Origin of the sequence: Corallococcus exercitus, assembly GCF_003611585.1 — a bacterium.
Lineage (GTDB): Bacteria > Myxococcota > Myxococcia > Myxococcales > Myxococcaceae > Corallococcus > Corallococcus exercitus.
The window spans coordinates 1-24,836 of record NZ_RAVW01000106.1; the positions used below are offsets into that span (position 1 = coordinate 1).

General features: G+C 72.3%; 1 protein-coding gene. It reads right to left on the bottom strand.

The window, feature by feature from the left end:
• Positions 1 to 24,836, bottom strand: a 24,836-nt coding sequence (locus D7W79_RS43640; protein ID WP_158616973.1) for an Ig-like domain-containing protein, incomplete at both ends; no start/stop codon positions are given.

The window sequence follows — 24,836 nt, forward strand, 5'->3', positions numbered from 1 at the left end:
CACCGGGCTCATCCGCGTATCCGACACCTCCATGACTGCCCGCCGCATTCGTCAGCCCCGACGACACGTTCCCCGTCGTCCGCCCGGCGATCTGCGCGTTCCCTCCCTGCCAACCACCCAGGTACCCACGCTCGCTCACGTCGACGGATGCCCCGGTCTCCACCACCAGTGTCCCCGTGACATCCAACTCCAAGGGCCTGGGGGCCCCATCGATGCTGCCATTCACTGTCAGTCTCGCGTTGCTCTTCAGTGTCAGGCTTGAAAGCCGGAGCGGCACACCCCCTGCCACTTTCAACTCAGCCCTTTCACGCAGCTCCACCGTCATTCCATCCGCGAAGGCCCAGGGCTGCCGCAGGTCCACCTTGCTGTCCGCCGGCATCTGCAAGGAGGTGAAGCTTCCCGTCAGGGCCCCCAGGAAGACCACGTTGCCGCCGTCCACTGAGAGGACGGTGGCCGTCAGGGGGCCTGGCACCTCCACCCTGGCCTTGTTGCGCACCACGAAGCGGTCATACGCCCCGCCTGGCACCTGCGTGGGGCTCACCTTCGTGGCGGGAGTGACACTCTGGTTGTCCACCACCAGCTCGCCATTCAGCTGTGCGCTGCCCTTCAGGAATACCGTTCCCGCTCCCGAATTCACCACGCCCTGCGCGTAGATTTTGTTCCAGTCGAAGCTGCTGCTGGCGGTGTCGTAATAGACAGCAATTCGGCCTCCTCCGGCTCCGTTGTAGAAGCGAGAGAGGCTCCCGCCGACCGCCTCCATGCTTCCCGTTCCCGTCAGCGCCCCCACGTCCACGCGGATGCCGCCTCCCGCGCCTCCGAAGTAGCCATCGCCGCCATTCGCCAGGAGCTTGCCGTCCAACCGCAGGCTGCCCGCCTTCAGCCGCAGCAACCCACCTCCAGTGCCTCCTGGCTGTCCCGGCGAAGAAGCAGCGCCACCCGAGCCGAAGTCCGCCGGGTCCTTCGGGGCTCCATAGGCGGGCATCAACTGCATCACGCCACCGGGCTCATCCGCGTATCCGACACCTCCATGACTGCCCGCCGCATTCGTCAGCCCCGACGACACGTTCCCCGTCGTCCGCCCGGCGATCTGCGCGTTCCCTCCCTGCCAACCACCCAGGTACCCGCGCCCGCTCACGTCGATCTTGCTGGCGCTGTCGACGCGCACCTCCTGCGTCACGGTCAGGTCCAGGAACTTCGCACCGGACACATCCTGCAGGCTGTGCGTCAGCGTCGCGCCTGAAAGCACAAACAGGTTGCGGAACGTGTGCGCGCCGTCGATGCGCAGGGTCTTGTTGCCCTGGATGACGATGTCCTGGTTTTCGAAACTCATGTCATTCGCGGCGATGACATCCGTGGTCTCCGTGGGCTGAACCGGCTCCGCCACGGTCACGTTCTGGATGGCGTCGCCAATCAGTCCCATCCTGTCCTGCGCGACAAGCGAGACAGTGATCGGCCCCAACGTCGTGGGCACCCAGGTCTGACTCAACGCGGCGCCTGAAGGCACGTTCTCCACGCGATTGCCCACGCGCGTGCCGTTCACCCGGAACTCCGCCCAGGCGAGCGGGCCGCGATCATCCGTGACCGTGCCGGACAGCACCACGTCCACACCCTTGCTCAGGGGGTTTCTGACCGTCGCCAGCGTCGCCTTCGGCTGCTCATTGGCCGCGACCGGGAAGTCCCACGCGCCCGGGGTCACCGCGCCCAGGTCGTCCGTGGCGCTCGCCTCCACATGGATCGACGTCGTCCCCACGCCCAACGAGTAATCCGCGCACTTGCGGACGCAGGTCGCACCACACGATATCTGCGCCACCATCTGCCCCGCCCCCACCGTGGCGGTGAAGGACTGGATGCCGCCGTTGTCCGTGGCCTGGACGCAGACGTTCACCGTATCGCCCTCGCGCGGGGTGCTGGGGTTGAGGGTGACCGTGAGCGCCGGGGGCGTATTGGCCTGCAACACCGTCGTGCGCGGGACTTCGTCCTTCCGTCCTCGACTGTCCGTCGCCACCGCGCGGAAGACGACCTGCTGCTTCTGCGCGCGGAGCGGCAGCGTGTAGGTCGCCGTCGCGATGTACGTCGTGCTCGAGGCGATCTCCTCGTCATCCGCGAACAACTGGATGCGGGCCAGGTCCCCGTCCGGGTCCGAGGCCGAGGCCTGGACCGTGACGGTGCTGCCCTCGATGGCGGTCTCCGGCGGCGAGCCAAAGTAGAACGACACCTGCGGCTTCGAGCCATCCGGTTCCACCGTGTAGGTCTTCTCCACGGGGGTGCTGTGACCCGCCACGTCGTAGGCCGTCGCCTTCAACGTCACCTGCTTGCCCACCGAATCCTCGGGGAGCAGCAGGCTGTAGGGAAGCCCAGTACTCCCATTGGCCTCGGACGTTGCCGCGATCACCACGCCGTCCTTCTCCAGTTCCAGCCACACCACGCCGTCGTCCGTGGCGTTCACCTGGAACGTGTTCACGTACGGCCCGGCACGAAGCGCCCCGGGCAGGCCGGAAGGCTGGGTCGGCGCCGCCACGTCCGGCAGCACCGTCAGGGCGATGGAGTGCTCATCCCCACGGCCCGCGCCATCCAACAGGGACACCGTGAGCGTCGTATCCAGCGTCGACTGGACCACCGGCAGCCGGACCACGGCGCCGTAGAGCGTCGGATCCGCCACGTCCGGAAGCAGCCGGCCCAGCGACAGCGTTCCCAGGCGCGCCACCACCGTGGCCGGCGCCACGCCGCCCGTGCGACGCGCGCCGACCCACACCGCGGCCCCCGAACGCAGCTGCTGGTTCGCCACGGGCCAGGTCACCGCCACCTTCGGCGCCGCTGTCGTCGGAGCCTTCACCTCGACCCGCAGCGCGGGCGACAGGGCTTCCGTCCCGCCCGCCGCGCGCACGCGGACCTGCAGCGTGTGCTGCTGGCCCGCGACTGCGCCGCCCGGCACCGTCCAGCGCGCATTCGGCTTTGCTTCGTCCAGCACCACCACCGGCTGGCCGTCCACCACCAGCTCCGCGCTGTCCAGGCCCACGCCCGTGGCCACGGCGGACAGGTTCACCTGGCCCCCCATCTCCACGACCTGCGTTCCCGTCGGCGCGGACACCCGCACCGCCGGCAGCACGCCCGTGGGAGGCGTGAAGGCCTGGACTCCAGACGCGCCGGACGCGACCAGCACCCGGCCCGCCGCCACCACCGCGTCGGTCGCCCCGGCCGCCGCCAGGCTCGCCATGAGCGAGAACGGCTGGCCCTCCGGCAGATGCCACAGCTCGACGCCCGCGGAGCCTTCGCTCACGAGCGCCAACCGGCCCTCCAGCCGGACGCGCTGCACCGCTCCCGCCGTCGGCACCGTGCCCACCAGCTGGGGCGCTTCCCCGTCCGCCAACATGAACACGGAGAACGACGACGCGCCGCCCGCGATCGCCAGCGGCCCCGCCAGGGCCACCTTCGAGGCGTTCACCGGCAGCGTCGCGACGCGGAGCAGCTGGCCGGACGGCGCCACCTCCACCACCGCCACGCCCTGCGCGCCCAGAGCCACCAACGCGCGCTGCTCGTCACCCGCCACGTCCAGCACGGCGCTGCCCAGGAGCAGCGAGCCCATGCCATCCGCCGACGGCCAGCGCAGCGACTTCAACATCCCCGCGGACACGGACCAGATGCGACCCGCGGACGCCGCGAAGCGGTCCACGTTCCCGAGCGACCCGAGGGCCCAGCTGCCCGCCGAGCCCCAGGGCAACGACCCGTTGGCCTCTTCCAGGTAGGCACTCAGGACCTGGCCGTTCAGGACCAGCACGTTGCGTCCCGCGCGCTCCACCTGGCGCACGTCCGTTCCCGAGATCAGCGCCCCCAGGTCGGCCGGCGCCACGCCACCCGCCACGGACACCGCGTGGACTCCCGCCGTCCGCGCCGCCACCAGCGCGCCGCCACGGAACGGCGTCAATCCCAGCGCCGTGTCCGCCAGGGCCACCGCCCCGGCGGCCTCGCCCACCGTGGGCACGGGCAGGCGCATCGCGCGCACGCCCTCGGGGCCCGCGGCGAACAGCAGGCCACCACTGATCGACAGACCGTTCGCGTCCAGCACCGTGCGCGACAGGATTCGCGGCGAGGTCGGCTCGCGCACGTCCACCACGCGCAGCCAGCCGTCGTCGCCCGCCACATACGCGACGCCTCGCACCACCTCCATCGCGCGGACGCCCGCTGGCAACGCCAGCTCCGCCACCTTGGTCTGCGTCTCGTTCGCGTCACGCGTGGACACGACCAACGAGCGATCCGTGCCCACCACGATCCGGTCCCCATCCACCTGGGCCACGCGGCCGACAGCAGGCCAGAACGAGAGCAGCCCATTTCCCCAGGTCTCGAAGTACCCGAGGCTCGTGGCGCCATAGGTCCACACCAGGGGTCCATTCATCCCCGCTCCCGCGAGCGACCGGTCGGCCCCCTGCAGGAAGTTCGTCCGGACGGGCGCGGAGGGATCGCCCACCTCCAGCTGATCCAACACGAGGGAGGTGGAGTCCATGCGGCCCGTGTAGAAGACGTCCGAGGCGGCGACGGTGGCGTAGTTGCCATTGATCCGGGACATGACGACGGGCGACGCGGGAACGCTCACGTCCACCAGCCACAGGCCCGCGCTCCCCAGCGCCAGCGCCACGTGCTTGCCCAGCACCGCGAGGGCCTTGGGCGCGACCGGCGTGGCGAGCGTCCCGAGGGTCTCCAACGCCGGCGCCTCGGCCGTCCCGGCGACCTTTCCAATCCACAAGCCCGAGGCATGGGCGGCGTACACGCGCTCTCCCAACCGCGTCACGCTCGTGGCTCCGCTCAGCGCCACGGAGGCGACATCGTCAGGCTGCGTCGGCGACACCACGGTGCGCTGCACCGTGACCGTCTCCACGTTGCCCGACCGGTCCTCGGCACGACCCCTCAGCTCCAGCACCGTTCCCGGCGGCGTCTGCTTGGGGACGAGGTAGCGCAGCACCGCTCCCCCCCGGGCCTGACGCACCCCCGCGGACCAGAGCTCCAACGACACGCGCTCCAGCGCCAGCGAGTCCGAAGCCTGGGCGGTCGCCTTGAGCTCCGTGCCCGCGGCCACGACCGGTCCCGACGGATCCGTCTCGATGGAGAGGGTCGGCTTCGTCAGGTCATCGAGCACGGTGATGTTCAACGTCTCCGGAGCGGACTCGCGGCCCGCCTCCCACGCCACCGCGCTCAGCACCACCTGCTGGGAGCCCACGACCTGCGGCATCCGCACCGTCGCGTCGACGATGAGGCCGGTTCCCCACGCCACCTCCACCCCATCCAGCCGGAAGCTCACGACCGTGGATGTGGAGCCCAGCGTGGTGGTCGCGCGGACCGCCACGAGCTGGCCTTCGATGGCCGTCACGGGCTGGCCCTCGCTGGTCGGGTTACCGTTCCCATCCAGGTGCTTCAGCGCCACGGACGGAGGGGCACCGGTAGCATTGCGGAGGGTCACCGAGCGCACCAGGGCCGGACCCCGGCGCCCCTGGGCGTCGATGGCCACGAACGTCACCTGCATCTCCGTCTCTTGGGTCACGAGCGGCGCGAGCAGGCTGCCGGTGAAGGCAGGAGCCGGCAGCAGCACGGGCTGTCCGCCCGCGAGCGTGACCTCCACGTCCTTCACCTGTGCCGGATTCACCGGCACGGCGCTCACGGCGAAGGTCGTTCCCTCCTCCGCGAAGCAGGGGCTTTCGGCACAAGCGGCCTGCGCCGAGGCGAGCACCGGTCCACCCACGGGCGCCGTCAGCGACACCGTGCTCGAGACGTGAGCCTGGCGTCCGGCCAGGTCCCTCACGACGAGCTCCACCGTCGCCTCGCTTCCCGTGGCGGGCAGGTCCACCCACTGCGGCAAGCTCGAATCCCTCGCGTCCACCACCACGCCGTTCACGGACAGCTCCGCCGTGAACCCGTTGAGCGGCAGCGCATCATCCGACACCTGGGCGCTCAGCGTCAGGCGTGAACCCTGGACCGCGGACCCGGAGGGCAGCAGTGCCCAGGTCAGATGCGGCGTGGCCGGCCCGCGCACCACCGGAAGCCGCGTCATCCCGCGAGTCAGTCCGCCGATGAGCGCACCGGGGACCAGCACCGCCGGCCCGGTCACGGCCGGATACACGCCGGCCACGGCGGGTGCGCCGCGGACGTCCAGCAGGCGAGCCCCCGAGGCGGTGCCCACCACCAACAGCTCACCGAAGGCGCCCGCGCTCACCGCGGGCGCGCCCATCACCGTCTCACCCTTCGCCACGAGCGCGTTCGCGGCGCCCATTCCGAAGCACTTCACGCCCACGCCCACCGCGCACACGCCGCCGTCCGCCAGCGCGGCGACGCCCGTGAAGCCGGGGGTCTCCAGCGAGAAGCGGGACAGTTCCTTCGGCGCGTGAGGCTTCGCGACGTCCACCGCGATGACCTGCGTGCCCGTGAGAGCGAAGAGCCGGTCGCCTTCCGCGGACACGCCCTTCACCGCGCCCAGGCGCAGCCGGCCCGCCAGACTGCCATTGGCGCGACGCACCTCCACGCCCTCGTCCGTGCCCAGCGCGAGCCAGGCCCCTGCCCCATCCATGGCCAGAGGGGCGCGCGTCAGCGACGTCGACTCCTGCGGCCGCGCGTCCAGCGTGGACAGCGAGAAGCGCTCCAGCGCCCCCGCGCCATTCCGGCTCACGGCCACCACCACCGCATCGTCCACGAAGGCCGCGCCCACCGGCGTTCCGAGGACATCCCGCGTCGCGAGCTTCACGCCTGTCTGCCGCGAGCGCAGCTCCACCACGCCCGCGCCGCTGTCATCCGCGCGCACCACCAGCACCTGGTCGCCTCGCGACACCAGCGCCACCGGCGTCATCGAATCCGCCGCGTCCTCCACCCGCGCCGCCTGACCACTGGACAGCTCGGCCAGCGTGCCCGAGTGCTCCACCGACGCCGAGGCACCGCCGGCCGTCGTGACGGAGGCCCCCGTCAGCACCTGCGCGCCCTCGGGCCCGTCCGGCAGCCGCGCCTCGCCCTGGACTCCACCCGCGCGCATCCGCACCGGCAGGTTCACACTCCCGACCTTCGCGGTCAGGACGGGCGCGACGCCACCATCGGTGGCGCCCGTCAGCACCAGCGTCGAGCCGCCCAGCAGCAACGTCCCGTCCGGCTCCTGCGCCAGCGACACGCCCACCGACGTCTGGCCGTCATCCACCACCGTGACCTTCCGCCGGATCACGGTGCTCGTGCCACCCTCGTTGTCCGTGACCTGGGCCTCCAGCGCCAGCGGCGCGGAGCCCCCTTCCAGCACGGGTGCGACGAACGTCGCGCGCCAGGGCGCCTGCGTGAGGATCCGCTCCTGCGTGCCCGCCCGCAGTCTCACCGACGCGACCCCCGCCGGGGCCGAGGCCTCCACGGAGACTTCGAAGGACCGCCCCTCCTGCAACGACGCCCCTTCCGCGGGCGAGTACCACGCCACGTACGGCCGGCCGGACGACGGCTCCACCGTGATGTGGGCCGTGGCCTCCGCCGCGTTGTCGCGGGCGTCCTTCGCCACCACCTTCACCGTGTGCGACACGTTGGACGTCACGACCGGCGCCTTCCAGGCCACCGTCCACGGAGCCTTCCGGGCCTCGCCCACCGGGGCGCCATCCACGAAGAACGCCACCGACGCCACGCCGTTCGCGTCGGTCGCGAGCGCCTCCAGCGTCAGCTCCGAACCGCCCACCACCCGGCCCCCCTCCACCGGCGAGCGCAACGCCACCGAGGGTGCCTGCGCATCGCGCGTCACGGTGATGACACGTGGCTCCGAGGCCGACACCTGGCCCTCGGTGTCCGTCGCATAGGCGGTCAGCACGCGCTGCGCCTGGAGGTCCGTCCCCGGCACCGGGGCCAGCCTCAGCGTGCGCGTCAGCGTCGCGCTCGTGCCGCTCAACCCGTCCAGCCGCGCGAAGGGCACGCCGTCCAGGTGCAGCTCGACGGACGTCAGCCCGTGGTTGTCGGACGCCGCCACGACGATGTCCTGCGTCTCGCCCTCGGTGCGCGTCCCGTCCGCCAGCGGCTGCTGGAAGGAGACGTCCGGAGGCGAGTCCTCCACCACACTCACCGTCACCGTCAGCGGGTCGCTGACGTTGCCGCTCGCGTCCGTCGCCGTGGCCGTCAGCACGGAGGGCTTCCCCTTCGCGGACACGGGCCACGTGTAGCGGTAGAGCCCGTTCGACGCCGTCACCGGCTGGTTGTCCACCTGGAGCGTGGTCGTCGTGGTGCCGCCACTGTCATCCGTGGCCTCCACCTGGAACGTCCAGGCGACCTCCGCCGCGAAGGGCGCTTGATCCACCACCACGGATCCACCGGCACGGCGCAGCCGCACGGTGGGCTTCACCGTGTCCACCGTGCGGAACACGTGCGTGAAGGCGGGCGTGACGTTGCCCGCCACGTCCGTCACCCCCGTGACGCTCAGCGCATACGACGTGGTGGACGTCAGCGCGGCGCCCGGCGTGACGCGCAGGGTGCGCTTGTCACTCAACAGGACCGAGGTGCCCGCCACGGCCACGCCGGAGGGATGGCGCAGCAGCTTCAGGCCCTGCGGGCTGGTGTTCGCCAGCGCCTCGTCGAAGCGGACGTCGAAGAAGGCGGCCAGCGGGACGTTCTGGTTGCCCACGGTGGCCATCGGCTCCACGCGCTCCACGGCCGGAGCCCGCACGTCACCCCGGTAGACCGCCTCCGCCACCACGACCGGCGCCGCGCCGGGCTGGCTGAGCGTCAGCGTCAGGTGCCGCTCGTCCCCCGCCGGGACCAACGCGTCCACGCGGTTGGGGGTCAGGTTCTGGGTGAACGCCTTCACGCCGTCGAAGCGAACCTCCAGGCCGCGGTGGAAGCCCGCGCCCGCGAGGCTCACCGTGCCTCCAGCCAGGTCCACCGCGCGAGGCGTCACGCTCGCGAACGACAGCGGCGCCACGTACAGGAAGCGCGAAGCCGCCACGGCCTCCACGCCATCCGAGGCGCGCCGCACGCGCACGTCCGCCGGTCCCGCGACCAGGGCCTGCGGCAGGCTCACCTGCAGCAGGTTCTCCTCGAACGGAGCGACGAGCGGCGCGGCGATGCCACCGATGAACACCTGTGTGCCCGAATCGAAGCCCGCCCCCTGCACGCTCACCGTCACGCCGCCCGCCGTCGGGCCCGTGTTCGGCGTCACGGAGGAGATGCTCAACGACTCCGCCGGGCCGCCCACGCGCAGCGGGTAATCCCACGGTCCCAGCACCGTGCCGCCGACGACATCCGGTACCGCGCCCAGCCCCAGCCGCGCCACGTAGGAGCGCGTCGGGTCGAGCGCGGCATCCGGCGTGAAGAGGAGCGAATGGCTGGAGGGCACGAGTGTGCCCTGCACCGGCACCGCGCCATCCCACAGGGCCAGCGAGGACGCCTGGGCCAGCGAGCCGGGCAGCTCCGAGGCCAGGGCCACGGAGACGGACGCATTCGGCGCCACCCGGTCACCGGGCAGCGGCGACAGGACGTCCACCGTCGGGTACGGCACCTGGAACACGTGCAGGCTGTTGGAGGAGGTGGCGGCCACGGCCACGCCGTTGATCACCGCCACGTCCGACACGAGGCCCAGGCCACCCGCGAACGTGCGCTCCTGGAGGCCCTGCGTGGTGTCCAGCCACGACACCCGGCCGCCCTGTGCGGCCAGGAGCCACGGGCCCGACAGCGACAGGGTGCTGGAGGTGCCTCCGCTGGGGTCCAGCGCGGACGCCACGAAGTCAGGCGCCTCCACGTCCGTCAGGTCGAAGAGGTACAGCTGCCCGCCCACGGAGGCCGCCAAGCGCGCCCCCTCGTGCGTCAGGGCGCCGTCACCGCCAGACGTCGTGCCCGGCAGGGACACCTCGCGCAGACGCGTGAGGCTGGCGCTCTCCGTGCTGCGCACCTCCAGACGGGCACCCGCCGCACCGTCCTGCACCAGCACCACCAGCGCGCCCCGCACCACGTCCAGGTCCAGCACGGTTCCCGAGTCGAGCAACGTCCGCGCGACCACCGCGTACAGCCCGTTCACCGGGGCCAGCAGCGCCAGCTCGTTGCCACCCGCCACCGCCACGTACGCCCCCGCATCCCCCGCGGCGACCGCGCGGAGCGTGACGCCCGACGACGGCGCCAGCACGACGCGGTCCTTCTCCTTCGGGCCACACGTCGCCAGCGGCTGGGGCGCGCACGCGCCAGCCGACACGTCGTAGCGGACGACCTCGCCCTTGCCCGCGAGGAACAGCGAATCGCCGTGGAGCGCCAGGTCCACGGGCTGCGTCACGCCCGTCACCGACCCTACCGGAATGGGGCTCCCCGGCCCGGAGAAGTCCCAGGCCGAGAGGAACCCATCCCGGGCCACGAACAGCCGGTGGTCCTTGCGCGCCACCACCTGGCCCTGGCCGTCCAGCTGGACGCGCTTCGCCAGCGTGAAGGTGAAGCCTCCCGCGAGCGTGGCCTGCTGGGGCGGCGTGCCCGGCGTGAGGACCGTGAGGCCCACATGCCCCGTCACTCCGTCCGGGACCTCCACGAGCAGCGCGCCGGAATCGGTGAACGTCACCGAGCGGGCGGGCACCGAACCGAACGACACCTGCGAGCCCGGGAAGAGCCCCTCGCCCGTGAGCGTCACCACCTGCCGGCTGCTGTACGGCGCGGACGCCGGCTGCACCGCCGCCAGCGACGGAGGCGACAGGTACCGGTAGGCGCCCAGCCGCAGATGCGACAGGCCCCCCGGGTTGATGACCTCGACCGCGGCGGCGCCCGCCTTGCCCGGCGGCACCGTCACGCGGACGCGCTTGCCATCCAGCGAGACCTGCGAGACCGCGGCCACCGCGCCGCCCACCTTCACGGTGCAGCCCTGCAGGAAGCCCGAGCCCAGCACGTCCACTGCGTTGCCGCCCGCCTCCAGCCCGTAGGCCGGCGACACGGAGGCCACCTCCGGCCGCTCCTGCGACGCGTTGAGGCCAGTGCGGAAGCGGACGCGGGCCTCGGTGCCCAGCCTGGCGCCCCGGAGGTCCTTCAACTCCGCGCCCACGCGCAGCTCGTACCGCGTGTCCAGCGCGAGCGGCGCGGACGGCGTCAGCACCACCTGGCCGCCCTGCGCGTCAGCCACCACCGAGCGAGACACCGACACCGCCTCGCCGTCACTCGCGCGCACCAGCGTCACCTGTCCGGCGCTCGACGCGTCCGGCAGGGCGCTCAAGAGGACGCGGACCTCCGCGCCCGGCGCGACGATGTCCCCTTCCGCCGGCTCCGTGCCGCGGATCTCCAGCGTGTCCAGCTCCACGGAGGCCAGCGCGCCCGCGAGCGGCAGCGACGCCTGGGCCGGCTCCAACAGCGGCAGCTCCACCGCGTTGCCCGCGTCGTCCAGCACCAGCGTGCCCACCAGGAGATAGCGGCCCATGAGCGCCAGCGTGCGCGCGTCACCGATGACCGAGGCCTGGCCCAGGCGCACCGGCGCCGAGCCCTCGCGCACGGAGAAGCGCTGCACCTTGCCGCCGCCCGCGGCCACGTACGCCACGCCCGCCGCGACGCGCGTCTGCTCGGCGGACACCCAGCCGCGGCCCAGCGGGTCCTCGACCACCAAGGTCCCCACGGGCGCGGGCTGTGCGCCCGACAGCTCGTAGAGGGCCACCTGCTTCGCCGCCCCAAGCGACAGGAAGGCCCGCGTCCCCTCGGCGGTGATGTGCACCGCCGGGGCCACGAGCTCCGCCACGCCCTGCTCCGCCAGGTCACCGGTCCGCGCGTCCAGCACGTAGAGCTTCGGCTGGACCTTCGCCGCGCTGGAGACCAGCAGACGGCTGCCGTGCAGCGCCAGGGCGCCCACTCCCCCCGGGATGGCGCGCGCGCCGACGCGCAGGGGCTGCGCCTCCGCATTGGCGCTGGACACGTCGAACACCTTGACGCCTTCGGCGTCACCGACGAACAGCAACGACCCGCCCAGCGCGATGTCCGCCGCGCCTCCGGGGACCGTGAGGGCCGTGTACGCCTGGGCATTCCCCGGCTGGGCCACGTTCACCCGCTGCACGCCCCCCAGACCCGCCGCGACGTAGACGGTGTTGCCCCGCTTGAGCACGCGGCGGCTGCCTCCCAGTCCGGGGAGGGGGACCTCCTTGATGGGGGTGACGTGCGTGGGCTCGCTGAGGCTGGCCAGCAGCAGTCCACCGTTCTGCGTCTTCCGGTTGGCGGCCAGCAGGGTGCCATCCACGCCGTACACGTCGACGGTGGCGCCGAGCGCGGCATACGCCACGCCGTTGTCCACCAGGACATCGCGCACCGGCGGCGTCGACAGCCGCGCCACCGCGCCCGAGCCATACAGGAACGAGGCCGGCAGCAGCGACGTGTCGCCCTCCAGCGTCACCGCCACGTCGACCACGCCCGCGCCGTGGGTCGGTGCGACGGCCTCCGCGGCCTGCGTGCCGAGCACCCGCACGTCGAAGGAATTCGCGCCCCCGAAGGACACCTTCATGCCCGGCGCGAACCCCCGGCCGGACAACTGGACCTTCACGCCACCCTGCTGCGGCGCGCGGTCCGGCGACAGCGCGAGCAGCTTCAGCGCGTCGCGGAACACGAAGCCACCCAGCTTCATCGCGGACAGGTTGCTCGGGTCCACCACCTCCACCGACGCCGCGCCCGCCACCGGCAGGCCATTGCTGTCCAGCGACGTGGGGGGAATGGTGAGCGAGAGCGTCTTCTCATCCACCACCACCGCCACGACCGGACTGCCGCCCACGTAGACGACGTCGCCGTCGCGGAAGCCCGCGCCCCGGAGCGTCACCACCGTCGTCTGGTCCGCGCGGCCCGACGCCGGCTCCAGCGAGTCGATGCGCGGCTGGAGCGCCTGCGCGCCCACCACCGTGAACATCCCGTGGAAGGCCACGGCCTGGGGCTTCAGGCTCATCGACACGAGCCCATCCACGTCCACCGACACCACGTCCCCCTGCTGGAACGGAGCATCCGGCTTGAAGACGACGGACGAGCCGCGCACCGCGTACTCCACCTTCCGCGTCCCCGTCGGCGAGAGGGTCGTCCCGGCGCGCAGGACCTTCACCGCGAACGACGTCTCGGAGAGGGACTCCTCCTTCACCGGAAGGGTGAAGTCCACCTGCACGGAGGTCGCCGCTTCCGCGAGCGCCCCGGACGCGGGCACCATGCCCACGGGCAACAGCTCCACGGGCGGCACCGTCTGCACGGTGTTCGCGCCATCGGTGGACACGAACAGCGTTCCGCCCACCCAGCCCAGACCGGCCAGCTCCACGCCCAGGTCGGTGGACTGCACCCGCTGCGGCGAGGACTCGTGGGTGAGGTCGAACACGTGCAGCCGATTGCCCGCTGTCACGTAGGCCCGCCGCGAGCGCACCACCACGCGGCTGCGCACCAGGTCCTCGAACTGCGTCAGCGTGGGGTCCACGCTGATGTGTCCCAGGTGCTGGCCGGCGCGGTCGTGGATGGACAGGACGAGCCCGTTGCCCTGAGTGCCCACCACGTTGGACGTCAGCACGTAGAACCGGTCCGGCCCCAGGTCCAGGGCCAGCGCGTCCGTCCCCAGCGGGTCCGGCTCCAGCGCCACGGTCGCCACGAGCCCCAGGCCGGGCGACGCCGCGTCGAACTCCTGCACCTTGCCCCCCGGCATCGTGGGGTCCACGGTGGTGACGAAGGCCCGTGAGCCCTCCAGCCGCACGGACGTGGCGATGCCAGCCGTGGACACCCGCCGCACCACGAAGGGCGTCTCCGGACGCGACACGTCCACCGCCGCGAGCCCCGCCACGTCATTGGCCAGGAGCGCCAGCGCGCCCGCCACGTCCAGGCCCCGCACCGGCGACGGGGTGCTCAGGCCCCCCAGCCGCAGGGGGCGCTCTTCCAGGCGGACATCGAAGATCTCCAGGCCCGCCAGGCTCGTCGGCGTGGAAACCCCCACGTAGAGCCGGTCTCCCACCAGCTTGATGTCGGACGCCTGCCTCGGGGGGAACCCGGGCAGGCTCAGCGTCGTGCCAATGGGCAGGTCATAGGAGAAGGTGCCCACGGTGACGGGCACGGACTCCTCCGAGTTCGGGGCCTTGTCCTCCGGCCGTGTCAGCGTCACGAGCGCCAGGCCCGCGGCATCGCTGGCGGGCGTGGTGAACTCCAGCGTGGACAGGTCGAGGATGTCCACGGCCACGCCAGCGACTCCGCCAACCTTGACCGTCGTTCCGGGCGCCACGGCCTTGCCGGCCACGCTCACCCGCACGCGCGTATTGCCGCTCACCGGGCCGTGGTTCGGGCTCAGGGTGACGGCCTTGCCGGCCAGCGGCTCCAGGGCGAGCAGGCCCGCGGGGAACAGGGTCTCCGGGCCTCCTTCATCCACGAGCCGCACGTCCACCGGCCCCGCGGACAGCACCGGCAGCGTCACCTTCAGCGTCGTGTCCGTCCTCTCGCTCACGGTGCCTTCCGCGCCCGAGCCCAGGAACACGCGGTTCACGCCCGCGAGCCCATGGCCGTGCACCGTCACCGTTCCGCCGCCGGTCGTGGAGACCGTGGACGGGGAGAAGGACGCGATGACCGGCGCGCGGGCTCCGGCCTTCGCCGTCTGGAAGGTCGTGCGCAGCGGCAACAGCAGCGCGCCGCCGCGCTGATCCGTGACGGAGGTGTCGACCTCCAACGTGTAGAGCGTTTCCGGCTGCAGCGGCTGCTGCGGCACCGCGACGATGGCGAAGTCGAGCTGCCCCGGGATGTTGCGCTCGGAGAACGCGAGTTCCACGCGCGTCCCCTGCGGTCCCGTCAGCCGCACGGAGCCCGCGGTGACGCTCCCGAACGACACGGGGCGGTTCATGCGGATCACCAACTCCTGCAGGGACGGCGGCACGAGCCCGCCCCGCGCGGGCTGCGTTCCCGTCACCAGCATGAACGGCGTCTCCAGCTCATACAGGCTCGAGCCGCCAGCCAGCGTCAGCCGGTCGCCCACGGGCAGCACGTCCATGGCGGTCTCGACGTTGCCGCCACTCAGCAGCTCCGGGTGGTGGAGGTCGGAGACGTCCACCAGCACGACGCCGCCCATGTTCGCCGCCACGAACAGCACGTCACCCACGAGGCGCAGCCGCTGCGGCTCGCCCGGCGTGTTGGACAGCGCCTCGTTGAAGGGAATGCGGGTGATGACCGAGGGGCTCTTCGGGTTCGACACATCCACGAACGTCAGGCCGAACTCGGCCGAGGCGAGGATGGCCACGCCGTCACGGACCACCACGTCCGTGAGGTTGCCGTTCTCGTGCAGCGTCCCGTCCACGACCGCGTCCGCGCCCGCCGACGAGTAGATGAGCAGCGAGCCCTTGGGGATGGCATTGTTCTTGTAGATCGTGCGCTGACCGCCCCGGGCACCTCCCTTGAGGGACACCTCCGGCAGGGGCGGCAGCGGCTGATCCGGATCGCACCGCGTGTAGCGCTCGCCCTGGTGCTGGCCCGTCACCACGTAGAGGCGGCCGTCCGCCACGGTCGCGCCATAAGGCTCGAAGCCCTCGCCTCCCGACTGCGTCACGAGCAACGGATCCGCCGGAGTGCGGGTGTCCACCAGGTAGAGCTTGCCGTCCGTGCCCACCTGGTCCCGCTTGGGCTGGCACGTTCCCGTCGGCTGGGTGTCCGGAGGATCCGTCAGGCCGTTGGCCAGCACCCAGGCGCCCACTGGCGTGGGAACGACGCGCGTGGAGAGCAGCTCCCCGGTGCCCGAAAGCTTCGCCCGACCCAAAAGCCCCAGCGTCTCCAGCTCGCCGTCGGCGTTCACCTCCAGCGTGCCCGACCCGTTCAGCACCGCGAGTCCGCTCAGGCCATTGGCCACGTACAGCTGCTGTCCCGACAGCGCGATGTCCAGCGAGTCGGGCATCAGCTCGATGTCCGGCATCGGCGTGCTGGCCGGCACGAAGTGGTTGAGGATGGCCATCACCAGGTCCGCGCTGGCGTCAGGCGCATGGACGACCTGGTTGCCCGCGGCGCGCGGGCGGCCGGACAGCTGCACGTCGTACGCCACGGCGCGGTAGGACTGCGGCACCGTCCCCTGCCCCGTCAGCGGCCCCAGATAGGACTGCGGGAACTTGTTGCCGGCCGCCGCCGAGCCCGCCGCCGCGTAGACGTAGAAGGGCGACAGCGGACTGGGCGACAGCGCCCGGGGCCGCACCGCCACCGCCGGCTCCTCGCCCAGGAACGGCAGGCCGTAGCCGGTGCGCGTGGCGGTCACCACGCTGCGCTCCACGCCGTCGGAGGACAGCACCATCACCTGCGCGTCACCGAACGAGCCCGGCGGCGCGCTGGCCTTCAGCTGCGTGAGCGACAGCACCTCCACCTGCGTGGCGGGAATGCCGCGCACCCGGACCTGCGTGGACAGGCCGAACGGATCCGCCCAGTCCGGCAGGAAGCCCTCGCCCTCCACCTCCACCGTGCTGTTGCCGCGCGGGTTCAGGAAGCGCGGCGTCGCGGACTTCGCCAGCAGGGGCAGCGTGTAGAAGTAGCCGCCCGGACGCCGCGCGCTCAGGCCGGTGGCCTGGCTGCGCACCACCACGTCCGCGAGGCCCGGTGTCCCCGGGGGGGCCACCACGTCCATCCGCGTCGAGGAGCGCGAGCCGACCGTCGCCGGAGCGCCACCGATGAACACCTCACACGAGGCGTCGAAGTTCGCGCCCAGGAGCTGGTGCACGCCCCCGCCGCTCACCGGGCCCACGCGGGGCACGAGCTGCGAAATCACCGGCGCCGGCCCTTCCGCGAAGGCGGTGCGGAAGTCCACCTGCAGCGGCGCGGCGAGCGGCCGCCCATCCCGGCTGTGCAGCGTGTCCGCGACGGTGAGCCGCATCCGCGCGTCGGGAGGCAGCGGAGCGTCCAGCGTGAACACCATCGTGCTGAGCGCCTGCTGCGCATCCCCGGCAAACAGGGTTCCGGAGACCGGCACGCCGTCCGCCGTGAGCTGGAAGGCGGCCTGCGCGGACGCGGGGTCCACCGGCGACGACAGCACCACCGTGACGGACGGCAGGTCGAGCCGGACGAGGTCGCCCGGCGCCACGCTCGCGCTGACCACGGTCAGGTCCGTGCCAGGGCCGAAGTCCACCGACCACGCCCCCGAACCGCTGCGCTGGCGCAGGCTCACCACCCGGCCGCCCGGCGTCACCACCGCGGCATACGTGCTGCCAGGCTGCGCGCCCGTCACGTGGTAGCGGAGCTGGGGCGACGCCGGGTCGCTGATGTCCACCACCGCGACCCCCGCCGCGCCCGCGGACACGTACGCGAGATTCCCCGCGAGCCGCACGTCCGTCGCGAAGCCCTTCACGTCGAGGGTGCCCTTGCGCACGAGGTGCCACGGGTCGCTCACGTCGACGAGCACGAGCCCTTCGTCCCCCGCGGCCACCGCCGCCAGGGTTCCGCGCAGGCGCACGCGCTGCACGTTGAGCGCCAGCTCGCCCTTCTGGGTGACGGGGCCTTCCACCGACAGCATCCGCAGCAAGCCGTCCTGGACGGTGCCCGCGTTCGTGCGCGTGCCCACGCCCGCCGCGGCCTGGCCGCCTTCGACGGACAGCGCCTGGGCGCCCGGCTCCGAGGCATCGGTCCGGATCGGGAAGGGCGCGTGCGAGATGTCGAAGGAGTGGAAGCCCTGGGTCCCCGCGGCGGCCAGCAGCCGGTCGCCTCGCGCATCCACGCCATAGACGCCGTCCTCCGGGATGGCGCGCGCGGACACGAGCTTCGGCTGGAAGGGGTTGGAGACGTCGAATTCATAGACGGCGCCCGTCTTCGCGTGGCTCTCCGGGTGCTGCGACAGGACACCGCTCGCGAAGATGCGGGTGCCCCCGGTGGACGGATAGGACACGGACCACAGGTCTCCCGCCGGCGCGAAGCCGACGATGCGGTCATCGCCGCCCTTCTTGTCCTCGTCCACCAGCTCCACTTGCTTCTGCGGCGGAATGGGGAGGCCCGTGTTGTCGCCCTGGGTATAGAGGCCGGACATGTCCACCACGGTGAGCCCCGTGCTGCCCACCACGTAGGCATAGGAGCCGATCACCACCGCGTCGCGCAGCGTGCCGCCCAGGGCCACCGACGCGCCGGTCGGCTGGTCGAAGGTGAAGGCACTGGGGAGGGTGGCGTGCTTGCCATCCGGGTTCACCACCGAGACGTCCACCGTGCCGCGCGCCCCGTTGGGCGTGGTGGCCTCCAGCGTGTTGAGCCCCAGCACCCTGGCGTTCACGCAGTCCGTCAGCGTCTTGAAGCAGACCTTCACGGTGCCCGTGGGTGAGAACCCATGGCCCGTCAGCACCACGCGCGTCCCACCCGCCGTGGGGCCGCGCGCGGGCGCGATGGACACCAGCGACAGGTTCGCCGTGTAGACGAACGCGCCGGGAAGCACGAAGCGGGTGCCCGACGGGTTGCGGATCTCCAGCGTCGCGGCGCCTTCTGTCCCCGCGGGCGTGACGAACGTCAGCGTGGAGCCGGCGTTCCCCACGGCCGAAGAAGTGACGTCCTTTCCGTTGAGCAGGACCTCCGCTCCCACCTCGAAGCCCGTGCCCGTGACCGTCACCGGGGTGCCGCCACCCTCGGGGCCCTGACGCGGCTCCAGCTTCGTCACTTCGATGGGCGAGGGATTGGCCACCTTCGCCGTGCCGAACTCCAGCGTGTAGACGCCAGGCATCGCCGCCCCCTGGGCGCCCACGGCGCGCAGGCCCGACACGGTGAGCCGGTAGCGCTTCGACGTCTCCAGCGGCCCGCCGGAGGGCTGGACCGTCACTTCCGTCGTCCCCATCCCGCCCACGGTGATGGGGACGTTCTCGCCGTTCGCGGAACCATTCAGCTGGACCAGCCGGATTTCGGCGCCAGTGCCCTGCACCACGGCCATGTTGAACGTCACGCGCAGCGCGCTGGACGGCCGCGCCGCCACTTCTCCGGCGGAGGGGACGGAGGCCACGACCATGGGGAACGGCAGCCGCACCACGGCCAGACCGTCCAGGGCCTTGTTCTTCTCCGTCTCCGTGATGCCCACCACCGCGACGTCCCCGTCGATGTCCACGTCGGACAGCCGGGTCGCCGGATACAGGTCGATGGCGTCGATGGTGCGGGGCGTGGAGAGGTCCGACGCCTCCACCAGCTGGAGCGACGCGGGACTGCCCGACTGTCCAATCCCGGAGGTCACCGCCGCGGCCACCTGGGGCCCCAGCGCGCCGGAGACGAAGAGGCCTCCGCGCATCAGCGGCGGCACCACCGCCTGGGTGTACGGGCGCGAAGCCGGCACCAGGGACGCCGTGCGCAGCGTCCTCCACGCGGACAGCGCCTGGGTGTCGCGCAGGGCCATGGCGCCGAACTCACCGGACAGCTCACCCAGGACGGTGAACCCCGCGGGGACCAGGTCCAGCAGCAGCGTGCTGGTGACGTTGTCGCGCTTCACCTCCACCAGCGCGCGGTCACCCCAGGCCGCCACCTGCTCCACGCTCACGGGCGCGCTCGTGCCCGCCATCAGGAACTGGGTGCGGGCCCCGAGCAGCAGGGGCTGCTGCGGATCCACCAGGGAGAACGTGAGCAGGCCCGCGTCACCGGCAGCCACCAGCGCCAGGTCTCCCACGAGCGCGATGGACCGCGCGGTGCCAGGGAACGGCACGACACCCCGCTCCTTCGGCGCGGTGCGGTCGGAGATGTCGAACGCCAGGAGTGACGGCCCGCCCTCGCCCACCATGTCCACGAACGGCAGCGACGGCGCGTTGGCGACCACGTAGGCATGGTGGCCCCGGACCGCCAGCGCCACGGGCTCGTACGGCGCGAGGATGTCGGCACCGCCCACGAGCGAGGCCTCCGCCAGGGACACGTCCACCGCGCCCAGGCCGCCGGCCACGCTCGTATCGATGACCTCCAGGGCGCTCAGGCCCTGCGTGTTCACCTGGGCCCCGGACAGCACCCAGGCCGTCCCGCCCTCCATCGCGACCGCGAGCGGAGCGCCCTCTGGCAGCATGTCGGCGGGCTTGGTGGATTGCGCGTCCTTGGGCTTGTAACGCCCGATGCGCGTCGTCACGGCCAGCCGGCTGTAGAGGAAGGCCCCCGCGGCGAAGGCCTCCTTCTGGTCCGGGTTCGTCACCACCACGTCCGCCGGACCGAAGGCACCGGGCGGCGTCACCACCTCCATGCGCCCGGGCGCGAGCACGCGCACGGACGGGGCCAGGACGCCGTTGAACGACACCTTGGCGCCGCGCTGGAAGCCCGCGCCGGACACCTCCACGCGCGTGCCACCCGCCAGCGGCCCCGACGCCGGGGCCACGAAGGAGACCTGCAGGAGCGGCAGGTACACGTATCCGCCGACGAGCGACCCCTCGCCGCCGTCCGGATTCACCACGGTCACCAGCGCCGGGCCCTCCTCCCGCGCGGGCGTGATGACGGACAGGCTCGCGCCGTCCGGCGCCACCTCCACGCCCTGCCCTTCCGCACCGGCGAAGTACACCTTCGCGCCCGGGACGAAGTGCTCTCCCGTCACCGTCACCCGCGAGCCGCCCCCGAGCGGTCCCGCCGAGGGCTCCACCTTCGACACAAGGGGCGCATCCTTGAGCGTGGCACGGGTGCGGAACCCGGAGATGAAGGGCTTCGCGAGCGCCTTGCCCGCCACGTCATGCAGCCCGGACGTCACGACGACGTAGTACGGCGTGGACACCTTCAGGCGTTCGTTGGACGGAGGCGTGAGCGTCACCGTCCGGCCGGACACCGCCAGCGCCACGGTCACCCGGCGGCCCAGCGTGGGGTCCGCCTCGCGCAGCATCACCGTGTCCACGGTGACTTCGCCTGGCCTGGGCGGCGCGGAGAACTCCAGCGCGACCGGGGCGTCCACGGCGACGCCCTGGGTGCCATCCAGCGGCGTCACGCCGGTGACGACGAAGCGGGGCAACGTGAAGATGGCGCCGCCCTCGTCGCCGAACTGGGCCACCGGCGTGCCGGACATCAGTGTCAGTCCGCCCGCGCTCGGCAGGTTCGCCCGCACGAAGGGCGTCACGGCGCCGTTCGTGTCCAGCACGGAGGCGGTCAGCAGGCCCTTCTCAGGCGTGGTGCCCTTCACCAGCGAGGCGGCGACCACCGCGAGGTTGCCCTCCACCACCACGTCCGACAGGCCGGTGGCCTGCAGGTCCTGGCGCGCCGAACGGTGCGGGACCAGCGCCTGGAGGAGCGGCTCCGCCGGGTTCGACACGTCCACCACCGCCAACGTGGCGGCGGAGTCACGGCACGCCACGAAGGCCCGGCTTCCCTGGGTCACCACCCGCACGGCCTCGCCCGGCAGCGCCACGAAGCCGCGCTGCACCAGCCCCGGACTGCGCAGGTCGAGCACGCGCAGGCCGCCCGTCCCCGCCGCCACCAGCAGCAGGTCTCCGCTCACGGCGACGTCGTACGCCGGGCCCACCACCGTGCGCGTGTTCAAGCGCACCGGGGTCCAGGGGTCGCCAATGTCCACCACCGCGACGCCCGCCGCGCCGTTGGCCACGAAGGCCAGGTGGCCCGCGGCGGCGGCGCCGTGGATGTCCTCCCCCGGCAGGTCCACCGCCCCCTGCTTTCCGGGCATGGCCGGGGTGGACACGTCGACGACCGTCAACTGCGGAGGGAACGCGGGCAGGTTGCCGCCCGGCGCGTACGCCCCCGTCGCGATGACGGCGGTCTTCCCGACGAAGGCCGCGGCGCGCGCGGGACCGTCCAGGTCCACGCTCCCCAGGGACGTGGTGGTGCCCTGGTCGACGCGTGTGAGCGCCACCTGGTGGAGCGGCGTTCCGCCGCGCTTGCCCACGAGCACGAGGTGGTCCGGCCCCCCGCGCAGCAGCGTCTGGGTGAGGTTCCCCGTGAAAGGCGTGAAGCGGCCCGACGGCGCCATGCCCAGCTCCACGGTCTCCAGCGACGACACACCCTTGTTGTTGGACGGGTCCCACGCGACGGCGTGGAACGTCGCCGTTTGGCCCGCGAAGCCCGTGGGCGGCGTCCACGTGCCGCTGAACAGATCGCGGTTGGACGTGCTCGTCTGCGGCGTCGTGTCGAAGTCAACGACGCCGCCGTCCAGCATGAAGTCGACGCGCGCCACCTTGGCGTTGTCCTCGGCCGCCGCGGACAGCGTCATCGGCGCGCCTTCCGTGACCACGTCGAAGGCGGGCGGATCCACCAGCTCCACGTCGGGGGGCACGGTGTCGCGCACGGTGCCCACCTTGACCTGGGTCGACGTCGTCTCCTGGCCCGCCGAGTCCACGGCCACCGCCGTCAGCACCAGGAAGCGGTTGCCGCTGCCCACGTCCGGCTGGAAGGTGGCGGAGAACACCGTGGGCTTTCCGGCGTAGCCCGCCGGGACGTTCGACGTGGCCACCTTGAGGCCGTCCACGAAGAAGTGCACCGCGCTGACGCGTGCCTCCTGGTCCCTCGCGTCGACGTCGATGCGCAGGGGCGTGCTCTCGAAGATGGCGCTCCCGTCGGCCGGCTGGACGATGGCCACCGTGGGCGGCGAGTCCGGCTCCACCACCGCGGAGACGGTCTGGCTCCACTTCTCCTGTCCCGCCACGTCCACGGCCCGGGCGCGGAACACCACCGTCTGGCCGACCTCCTCCGGCTGCGGCGTGTAGACAATCTGGAAGGGCAGCTGGTTGCGCCGCCCGACCTCCATCTCGTTCCCGCCCGCGCGCGAGGCGTAGAAGCCCACGCTGGCGATGGCGACGTCGTCCGACGCGGTCGCGCTCAGCGGCGTCGGCCGGCCCACCACCAGCCGGCCCGCCGGAGCCATCGCGACCTCGGGCAGGGCGTCCGTCTTCACGTGCACCGTCCGCTGCGCGGCCTTGGAGAGGCCGGACGTGTCGGTGGCGATGGCCTCGAGCTTGAGGTCCTTGCCCGCCAGCTCCTTGGGCACCCGGTAGGTGAAGGCGTAGGGCGCCGCGGGCATGGTGGCGTACAGCGCGTCGTTGATCTTGAAGTCCACGCGCACCACGGCCACGTTGTCGTCCGCGGTGGCCTCCACGCGCAGCAGCTGCCCGGCGGTGATCTCCGAGTTGTCCGCCGGCGTGAGGAAGCTCAGGGTCGGCGGCGTCGTGTCCGCCACCACCTGCACCGTCACCACCGGCGCCAGGGTCTGCTTCTGGGCGGTGTCACGGGCGCTGGCGCGCAGGGTGAGCGTCCGTCCCGCGGAGCCGGGAGGCAGCGGCACCCGGAAGCGGTGGGGCGCGCTGGTGCTGACGAAGCGCAGCGTCCCGCCCAGGCCTCCCTCCACGGTGGCCTCCACGGACTGCACGCCCACGTCGTCCTGCGCGGCCACCAGGAAGGCGAAGTCCCGCCCCTCCGTGACCTGGGTGTCGTCGCGCGGCTCGGCGATGGCCACCGTGGGCGGCGCATCCTGCTTCACCGTCACCACGACGACCTGGCTTCGCACCTCGTGGCCGAAGGAGTCCTTGGCCACCGACTGCAGCTTCATCGTCGTGGCGCCCGCCGGCACGGAGGCGCTGAACACATAGGGCGGCGCTTGCAGCACCAGTCCCTGGGCCACGTCGTTGACGAGCAGCCACAGGCTCGTGATGGCCACGTCGTCCTCGGCGGACACCGTCACCGTCACCGGCGTCCCCTCGACCACGGACGCGCCGTCGCTCGGGGAGAGCAGCGACACCGCGGGCGCCTGATCCCGCACGATGTCCACCAGCTGCAGCGCGTCCTCGCTCGTGTTGCCAGCGGAGTCCCGCACGCGCACCACGATGAAGTACGGCGCCGAGTCCCCGGCGCCCAGCTCGCTCAGGCGCGGCGCGGTGAACTCCGCGCGCACCACGGGACTGGAGAGGCCGTAGCCCTCCTGGACGACGGCGTTCTCCGGCGTGAAGCCACCCGCGCGGCGCACGGTCTGGAGGGCGTTCAGGTGCGGCCCCACCAGGATCTCCACCTCCTGGACGAAGACGTTGTCCAGGCCCACGGCCTCGACGACGACGGGGCTGCCCTCCACCAGGTCCTGCCCGAGCGTCGGGCGCAGGACGATGGCCTCGGGTCGCGCTTCGTCCGGCACCACGACCACGCTGTGCTCGACACCGGTGGTGTGGTTCTCCAGGTCCCGCGCCACCGCGCGGATGACCAGGCGGGTCGGGTTCTGCGGATCCCGCTTCACGAAGCCCGGCGGCAGCCACACGCGGCCCTGGAACTCCTTGAGCAGGGACACGTTGTCGAAGGGCGCGTCCAGCTTCTGCGCCGCGGCCCGCAGCTTGGGGTCGTAGGCCAGGGGCAGGCTGCCAGGGGTGCCATCCGCCGGCGCCGCCTCGATGATGCGCGCCTGCGCGCGCGCCACCGTCAGCGCGGACTTGCCGTTGATGAAGAACTCCACGCTGCCCACGCCGGTGTCGTCACCCGCCACCGCGGAGAGCACCAGCGACACGCTGCCCTCGGTGAGCGTGGCGCCGGCCGTGGGCGACGCGATGGCGATGGCCGGCGCGCGAGGCGCCTGCGCCTCCACCAGGACCCGCGCCTGCTGCTGGAAGCCCTTCGTATCCGTGACGAGCACCCGCAACAGACCGGGCGCGCCGCCTGCCTTGCGCACGGGAGTGAAGGACAGGGTGTGGATGGCGCTCTTGACGCCCGTGGAGGGAACGTCCGTCAGGAGCGGCGCGTCGTCGAACCAGGCCTCCACCTTCGCCAGGCCCACGTCGTCCTCGGCCGAGAGCCGCACCGTGTGCGGCACGCCTTCCAGCGCGCGCACGTAGCCGCTGCGCAGCTCCGTTTCGGAGATGCGGTTGCCCCCTTCGGGAGCCCCATTGGGCAGCGTGTACTCCATCTGGGACAGGGCCACCGTCGGCGGCGCGTCCGGGCGGATCTCCAGATAGACCGTCGAAGACACGGACGCGTTGCCGGAGCGGTCCTGCGCCACCGCCACCAGCTGCAACGGGGTTCCGGCGGTGGGGGTCGGGATG